Here is an 8,134-nt window from a genome sequence, read left to right as displayed (position 1 = left end):
TGTCCAGATCGGGGCGGTCACGGTGAGCGGTGATGATCACGCTGCCCGCACCGGTTTCGGTGATGGCGGGGGCCAGCGTCGGGTGGGGGGACAACTCGAGGAAGGTGTGGGCGCCGGTGGCCAGCAGTCCAGCCACACAGTCGGCGAAGCGCACGGTATGGCGCAGGTGTTGGGCCCAGTAGTTCGGTGAGGTGAGTTGGTCGGTGCTGGCCAATTGCCCGGTGAGGTTGGACAGCACCGGCAGCCGAGGCGCAGCGAAAGCCACACCCGCCGCGATCTTCTCGAACTCAGCCAAAGCGGGATCCATCGCGGCGGAGTGGAAAGCATGACTGACTGCCAGCGACGTGGTCTTGTATCCGTGGGTGGTGCACCGCTCACGGAGCTGATCGATGTCGGCAAAAGGCCCGGCGACCACGATCGAGTTGGGGCTGTTGATAGCGGCGACCGCGGTTTCGGGGTAGTCAGCGAGCCAGGCGGTGAGATCGTCAGGGCGGGTTTGGATGGCCAGCATGGCCCCGGGTGCGCAAGCCTGCATCAGCCGACCCCGAGCACTGATCAAAATCGCGGCATCCTCAAGGGAAAACACGTCGGCCAGATAGGCCGCGGTCAGTTCTCCGATGGAATGGCCCACCACGACATCCGGGCAGATCCCGACCTCGTCGAACACGGCGTGCATCGCTACCCCGAAGGCAAACAAGGCGGGCTGAGCGTAGGCGGTCTGAGTCAACAACTCCGCCAGCGGCGAATCGGGCTCAGCGAAAACGACATCCCCCAGCGGGACGTCGAGATGGGGGTTAAAAGCGGCGCAGACCCGGTCGAAGGTGTCGGCGAAGGCGCGGTGGTGTTGGTGGAGACCCGCGCCCATGGCGGCGTATTGGGCGCCTTGACCGGGTAAGACGAACACGAGTCTGCTTGTGGGTTGACTGAGGTGGTGCTGGGTCAGATTGGGGTGTGGCGCGCTGGTGCGCAGGGCGTCCAGTCCGGCCAGCAATTGCGCGCGAATGTCTTCGGTGGCCGGTGTGGTGATCGCGGCCCGGAAGGGGTGGTGGGTGCGGGTGACGGCCAGGCTGTAGGCCACCTCGGTCAGATCAGCGTCGGGATGCTCGATCAGGTGTTGCCTGAGACGCCCGGCCTGAGCGGACAACGCTGCCGGGGTGCGCGCTGAGATCGGCCAAACCCCGAGCGCGGGAGCAGCTTTCGGACTAGATGGTGGTGTCGGAGAGGCGGGTGCTTGTTGGACGATCACATGGGCGTTGGTGCCGCTGATTCCGAACGAGGACACCGCCGCGGTTCTGGGGTGATCGGTGACCGGCCAGCTGATGGGTTCGGTGAGCAGCCGCACGGTGCGTGCGGACCAGTCGACGTGCGGGCTGGGCTGATCCACATGCAAAGTGGGCGGCAACATCTCGTGTTGCAATGCGGTGATCATTTTGATCAGCCCCGCGGTACCGGCGGCGGCTTGAGTGTGACCGATGTTGGATTTGATCGATCCCAGCCACAACGGGTTGTCAGGGTTGCGGTGTGCGCCGTAGGTGGCGATCAGCGCGCCGGCTTCGATGGGATCGCCCAGTGTGGTGCCGGTGCCGTGGGCCTCCACCACGTCTACCTGGTCGAGCCCGATTCCGGCGTTGGCGACGGCTTGCGCGATGACCCGTTGTTGGGCTGGCCCGTTGGGGGCGGTCAAACCATTCGAGGCGCCGTCTTGGTTGACGGCTGAACCGGCGACGACGGCGAGCACTGGGTGGCGGTGGCGGCGGGCATCGCTGAGCCGTTCGAGCACGAGCACGCCGGCGCCTTCGCCCCAGGCGGTCCCATCGGCGGCGGCAGCGAACGCTTTGCAGCGTCCATCGGCGGCCAGCCCGCGTTGGCGCGCGAACTCAGTGAATATCACCGGCGTGGTCATGATCGTCACGCCACCGGCCAGCGCCAAACTCGATTCGCCGCTGCGCAGGGATTGACACGCTAGATGGGTGGCGACCAGAGACGACGAACACGCGGTGTCCACCGTGATCGCCGGGCCCTGCAACCCCAACGCGTAAGCCACCCGTCCCGACGCCACACTGGTGGCCCCGCCGGTCATCGCGTAGCCCTCCGCGCCATCGGAGTTGGCGTCGCCATAGGGCTGCGCCCACGTCCCGGCGAACACCCCGGTGTCGGTGCCAACCAGCCCGGCTGGGTCGATGCCAGCGGATTCCAATGCCTCCCAACAGATTTCCAGTAGCAGTCGCTGCTGAGGATCAATCGCTTGGGCTTCTCGCGGTGAGATCCCGAAGAACTCGGCGTCGAATTCGGCGGCACCGGCTAAGAACGCGCCGTGGCTGGTGTAGGTCTTGCCGACCGCGTCAGGATCGGGGTCGAACAGCTCGGCCAGGTTCCACCCGCGATCGGTCGGGAAGGTGCCCATCGCGTCGGTGCCGCTGCTGACCACGTCCCACAAGGCTGCTGGGGAGTCCGCCCCGCCGGGGAACCGGCATGCCATACCGACCACCACGATGGGGTCATCGACGGCAGGGGCCGCCAGGGTTCGAACCGGAATCAAGGCGTCGGCGGTACCGGTGAGTTGCGAGATGAGGTACCCCGCGAGGACGGCGGGGGTGGGGTGATCAAAGGCCAGGGTGGAGGGCAGGTTTAGGCCGGTGGGTGGGGTCAGGGCGTTGCGCAGGTCCAGCGCGATCACCGAATCGACACCGAGGTCTGTGAAGGCGCTGGCCGGGTCGATCGCGGTCGGGTCGGGGTGGGCCAGCACAGCGGCGGTGGCGGCGACGACCAGAGCGGTAACGGTGGCTCGTTGCTGGTCGGGGGATTGGCCGGCAAGTTGTTTGGCTAATGCCGCAGAGGTCGCGGTCGTGTTGGTCGTGGTGGCGTGGTCGCTGGTCGTGTCCGACTGCGCTGCGGCGATCTCGGTCTGCAGCCGGTGGTGGGCGGTGAAGGCGTCGTGCCAGTACCGGCGGTGCTGGAAAGGGTAAGTCGGCAGCCCGATAGTGCGGCCTCGCGGATAAATGGCCCGCCAGTTCGGGCTGTGGCCATGACTGTGCAACCGGGCCAACGCGATGGCCAGAGCGTCAAGGTCGGGCTGGTCGCGGTGCAGCGTGGTGATCACCGTCGAACCCGTCCGCCCGCTGGCTGTGACAGTGTCGGTGATCGCTGGGGCCAAGCCCGGATGCGGAGACAACTCCACAAACGTGCACTCACCCGTAGCCAACACCCCCGCCACACTGTCGGCTAACCGCACGGGTTGACGCAGGTTGCGATACCAGTAGTCGCCGTCCATCGTGGTGGTGTCGAGGGGATCAGCCGATAACGCGCCTTCGACGGTCGCGTACAGCGGGATCTGTCCGGCTCCTGGACTCAGCCCAACGAAGTCCGCCGAAAGCTGTTCGCGGAGTGATTCAACGTGAGCGCCGTGCGAGGCGTAGTCCACAGCTAATGCCCGGACCTGGATATCGTCGGCCTGACAACCAGCGATGAACTGCTCCACCGCTTCAGGGTCGCCGCTGATAATCGTCTGGGTGGGGCCGTTGATCGCAGCGATGCTCAACGTGCCGGCCCAGGGGTGCAGACGCGCCCGCACCTGTTGGGCGGGCAACAACACCGAGGCCATGGCCCCCGCGCCGGACAGTTGCCGCAGAGCTCGACTACGAAGCGCCACGACCTTCGCGGCGTCATCGAGACTCAACGCACCAGCGATATACGCCGCGGCGATCTCGCCCTGGGAATGCCCGATCACCGCATCCGGGGTGACCCCGTAACTGATCAGCGTCTGTGCCAGCGACACCATCACCGTGAACAAAACGGGCTGGATCACATCGACGCGATCCAGCCCCACCGCACCCGGCTGCGCAGTGATGACGTCGCGCACCGACCAACCGGTATAGGAACTCAGCGCCTCATCACAGGCATCGACGGCGGCCGCAAAAACACTGTGCTGCAGGTAAAGTCCGGCGCCCATCGCGGGATGTTGAGCACCTTGGCCGGGCAAGACGAACACGACTTTCGAGTGGTGATGAGTCACCTGATGCTGAACCAGATGCGGGTGAAATTCACCGCCACGCAACGCCGCTAACCTGGCGAGCAAATCTTGGCGCGGATCCTCAGTAGCCGCGGGGACGCTCAGCACAGCCCGGCAAGGATGCTGGGTCCGGGTCGTGGCCAGACTGAAGGCCAGATCGGTTAGATCCACCTCAGGGTGTTGGGTCAGAAACCGCGAAAGGCGATCTGCGTAAGCGGCCAACGCCGCCGGGGTCCGCGCTGAAACCGGCCACAACCGTAGCGGGATGTCCGCAGACCCATCGCTTAGCTCCCGCGCCGTCGATGTCGGGGGCGGTTGGGCTTGTTGGAGGATCAGGTGGGCGTTGGTGCCGCTGATCCCGAACGAGGACACCGCCGCGGTACGGGGGGAATGTCCTTGCGTCCATTGGCTTTCGTGAGCCAGCACCTGCACGCTCGACACGTGAGGCGCCAAGGCCGCGTTCGGGGAATCAAAGTTAAGAGTGGGCGGCAGCAGACCGTGTTCTAACGCAAGAGCGGCTTTGATTACACCAATAACACCGGCAGCGGATTCAAGATGGCCCACATTGGGTTTGACAGACCCGATTATTAACGGGGCATTGTGCCGCGAGCCGTCACTGCAATAGGTCGAAATTATCGCTTGCACTTCGGCGGCGTCACCTGCCGGGGTGCCCGTTCCGTGCGTTTCGACGTATCCGACCACCGAGGGGTCCACCGATGCAGCTGCCAATGCGGCACGAAGCAACGAGGTATGCGCCTCAGCGTCAGGTGTAATCAAGCCCGGCCGAACACCTTCGTTGACGACTGCGCCGCCGAGCATGTGGCAGTAAATCCGGTTGCTTTGCTGCACCGCACTGGAAAGTCTTTTGAGTACAACAAAGCCGCCGCCCTCGCCCCGCACATAGCCATTGGCGCATTCGTCGAATGGGCGGCATATTCCGTCAGGTGAGAGCACCCCGAGTTTCGCCAGCGACCTGCCCGCGTATGGGTCGAGGTTGAGATGGACTCCACCTGCCAGCGCCAGCTCGCACTCGCCTTTACGCAGGCTGTCGATTGCCAAACTGATCGCCGCCAGCGATGAGGACTGCCCAGTGTCAACGACCAGACTGGGACCGGAAAAACCGAAGAAGTGAGAAATGCGTCCGGCGATAACGGACCGAAGAGATCCCAATGCGGTTCGTGCCGTCGGCGTAGCGGGGGAGCTCGACATCAGAGCAGCGAAGTCATCACGCATCGCACCGACGAACAACCCCACCGAGCTGCCGGCAATATCGTCAGGAACGATGCCCGCGTCTTCTAGGGCAGCCCAGGCAAGTTCCAGGGCAAGCCGCTGCTGGGGATCCATGTGCTCGGCTTCGCTGTCCGAGATCCCAAAGAAAGCCGCATCGAAGCCCAGCGCATCCTCAAGACATGCACCAAAAGCCAGGGCTTGCGGATCCGATCCGCTGGGCGCGGCAGAAAAGCGACGTTCATACGCTGAATTGCCGGAGACGCCGCTATGTTCCCGACTGATCAACCGCCAGAATTCAATGGGATTGGCAGCTCCCGAAACACGACACGACATCCCGACGATTGCTATCTCACCGGCATGTCCCGCGATATCCAAGGCTCCTTCTCCGTTTGCCTGCAGAGGCTATCCGATGGTGTGGTTTCGGGTAACCCGAAAAGCGAGCGAAATTGCCGGTCAGCCCTGCTACCTGTGGTAGGCCAATCCGGGTCAACCGGCGGATAACACCGCCAGTCGGCGCAGGGCCTCGTCGATCGTGTCTGCACGCTTACAAAAGGTGAGCCGTACCAGATGGTTCCATGCGGTGAACTGGTCCCCGTCGGTGAGACAAAACGCCGACAACGGAATCGCTGCCACTCCAGCCCGGTGCGGCACTTCGGCGCAGAAAGACCTGCTGTCGGTGAACCCGAGCGGGGTGGGGTCCACACACAAAAAGAAGGTGCCGCTGGAGTGCAGTACGTCAAAGCCCAACTTGGCCAGCCCCGCGGCCAGCCGATCACGGCGTGATTGCAACGACTGCCGCGACTCTTCCACCCATGCTTGTTGAGTGTTGAGGGCGAGTGCCACGGCGGGCTGGAATACCGCCGCGCCGACATAGCTGAGGAATTGCTTGGCCGAGCGCACCGCGGCAATGAGTTTGGCGTTTCCGCACACCCAGCCAGTCCTCCAGCCGGTGCAATTGAACATCTTGGACGCACTCGAGATAGTGAGCGTTCGATCGCGCATGCCTGGCAGGGATGCTATCGGCACATGCTGAACGGAGTCGTACGTCAGGCACTCATAGACCTCGTCGGTGATGACGAAAATGTCGTATTCAATGGCAAGCTCGGCGATCGCCTCTAGCTCATGGCGGCGCAAAACGGCACCGGTTGGATTGTGTGGCGAATTCACGATGATCGCCGCGGTATGGCGGGTAACGGCGCGGCGCAGTGCGTCGAGGTCGAGTGCGAACCCGAGGCCGTCGGTGACGAATGGGGCTGTCGTCAGGCGAACGCCGGCCATTGCGGCAACGGCCGGATACGCGTCGTAAACCGGCTCGATCGCGAGCAATTCCGATCCCGGTTCTAACAGGCCGAGCGCGATTGCGGCGATTGCTTCCGTGGCGCCAACGGTGACCAGTACCTCCGACTCGGGGTCGTAACTGACGCCATATTTGCGCTCGCGGTCAGCGGCGATGGCCTCGCGAAGTGACGCGATCCCCAGCAGCGGCGCGTATTGGTTCAGCCCGTCGGCAATTGCTTGCTGAGCGGCCTGCAGCATGGCCGGTGGCCCGTCTTCGTCAGGGAATCCCTGGCCCAGGTTAATTGCGCCGATACGCGCGGCTAATGCCGACATCTCGCCAGCGACATGGGTCGCATACGGTCTCAAACGCGAAGCGATCATCAGGAGGGTGCCTCGCTGTTCTGAAGTGTCCTGAAGCAGGGCTCCGCTTCGACGGAGTCCATATTGTATGCGGAAAAGGCGCAATTTCAGAGGGACGGGTGAACGGCGCTTTCTCTGTTGGTCCGTTGCACGGAACGAAGCACGCCCTGGAAAGACTGATGTTGAGGTGAAGGCCGCGGCGACGTTCAGCCACTGCCAGCCTCCACGCTCGAGTTGTGCATGGACGATCGCAATCTACAGGTCGATTTCATTGAAATAATCCGTCATTCTTTGGTTGAAATCTAAGATGGTCCCTCTTTGCTCCGTTAACCTGAATTGGGACAAGTAATTGCGAAGGTCGAGATCAACAATGGCCGGTATCCGCTGTGCGCCCCCTCTGGGGGCGGGCATTACCCACCAGCGCACAATGCACGCTGCGTCCAGCTTCTCGTGATAATAAATATGAACATGGTCAATGTTCAGGGCCTTCCGCATCCCTTTCGTAGTTCCAGCAGGACCAACGAAAGCCTCTGGTGAAGATCAATATCGAGAAAGTCCAGCGCGCGCACCTGATCCTGAAGGCCAATGATGTAGAACCCGGGCAGTGCGTAGCCTGCATCTTGGGTGACCGCAATACCGTCGCGATCATAAATCGGCGTCAAGCAAACATCCAGAAGATGCCTATGCCCCCGCACAAATTCGAGGTGAGTTGTCTTTTCCGGCACAAGAAAGCATCGCAGCTGCTTCGTGCCCCCAAGAACTCAAGAAACCGTAGCTAGATGGTTCATTCGGCCTTGGCTGTTCGGCTCGCTTATTGGCGCGTTAGCGCAAGGCTGTTTGGTGTGTCGCGGCGCCGTTGGGCCGCGGAGTTAGAAAGTGGGCTGTGCAACCCAGTATGTGCGGCTGGCCTGTTGACGTCTGTCTGCCGACCAGACGGGATTAGTGTCCGCCGATCGGCGGTTCGGCCGTCCCCCAATGGCGCAGCGGCGGGGGCAGTGGGGCGGCCTGCGGGTAGTGCCCAGGCACGCCCGCACCCTCGGTCAGCGCAGGAATCTGTGAGTCCTGGTGTCCGCCTACGGGCCGATGTTGGTGGCCACAAGCGAGGGCTCCCTACTGGGCTGCCCCCGCCGGTACGTGGAAGGACCAGCGGATGGCGTTGGCTCTCCCTAAGCGCCGGAGTCTGGGATTCTCGTGCCGCGCGGGGTTGCGTCCAGCAGAGTGGTGTACGAGTCGGACCTGATCAGCGGTACCGGCGTG

General features: G+C 63.3%; 2 protein-coding genes. Both read right to left on the bottom strand.

Annotation, left to right across the window (positions count from 1 at the left end):
- A partial coding sequence (locus BST12_RS28000) for a type I polyketide synthase (RefSeq protein WP_083116440.1) occupies window positions 1-5,572 on the bottom strand: 5,572 nt, incomplete at its 3' end.
- Window positions 5,573-5,725: 153 nt separating this feature from the next.
- A complete protein-coding gene (locus BST12_RS27995; RefSeq protein ID WP_083116439.1) occupies window positions 5,726-6,898 on the bottom strand; it encodes a pyridoxal phosphate-dependent aminotransferase in 1,173 nt (390 codons plus the stop codon).
- Window positions 6,899-8,134: the final 1,236 nt, after the last annotated feature.

The organism is Mycobacterium angelicum (assembly GCF_002086155.1).
Classification (GTDB): Bacteria; Actinomycetota; Actinomycetes; order Mycobacteriales; family Mycobacteriaceae; genus Mycobacterium; species Mycobacterium angelicum.
Note: the sequence above shows the minus strand (reverse complement) of the source record. Positions and strands in the feature narration are given on the sequence as shown.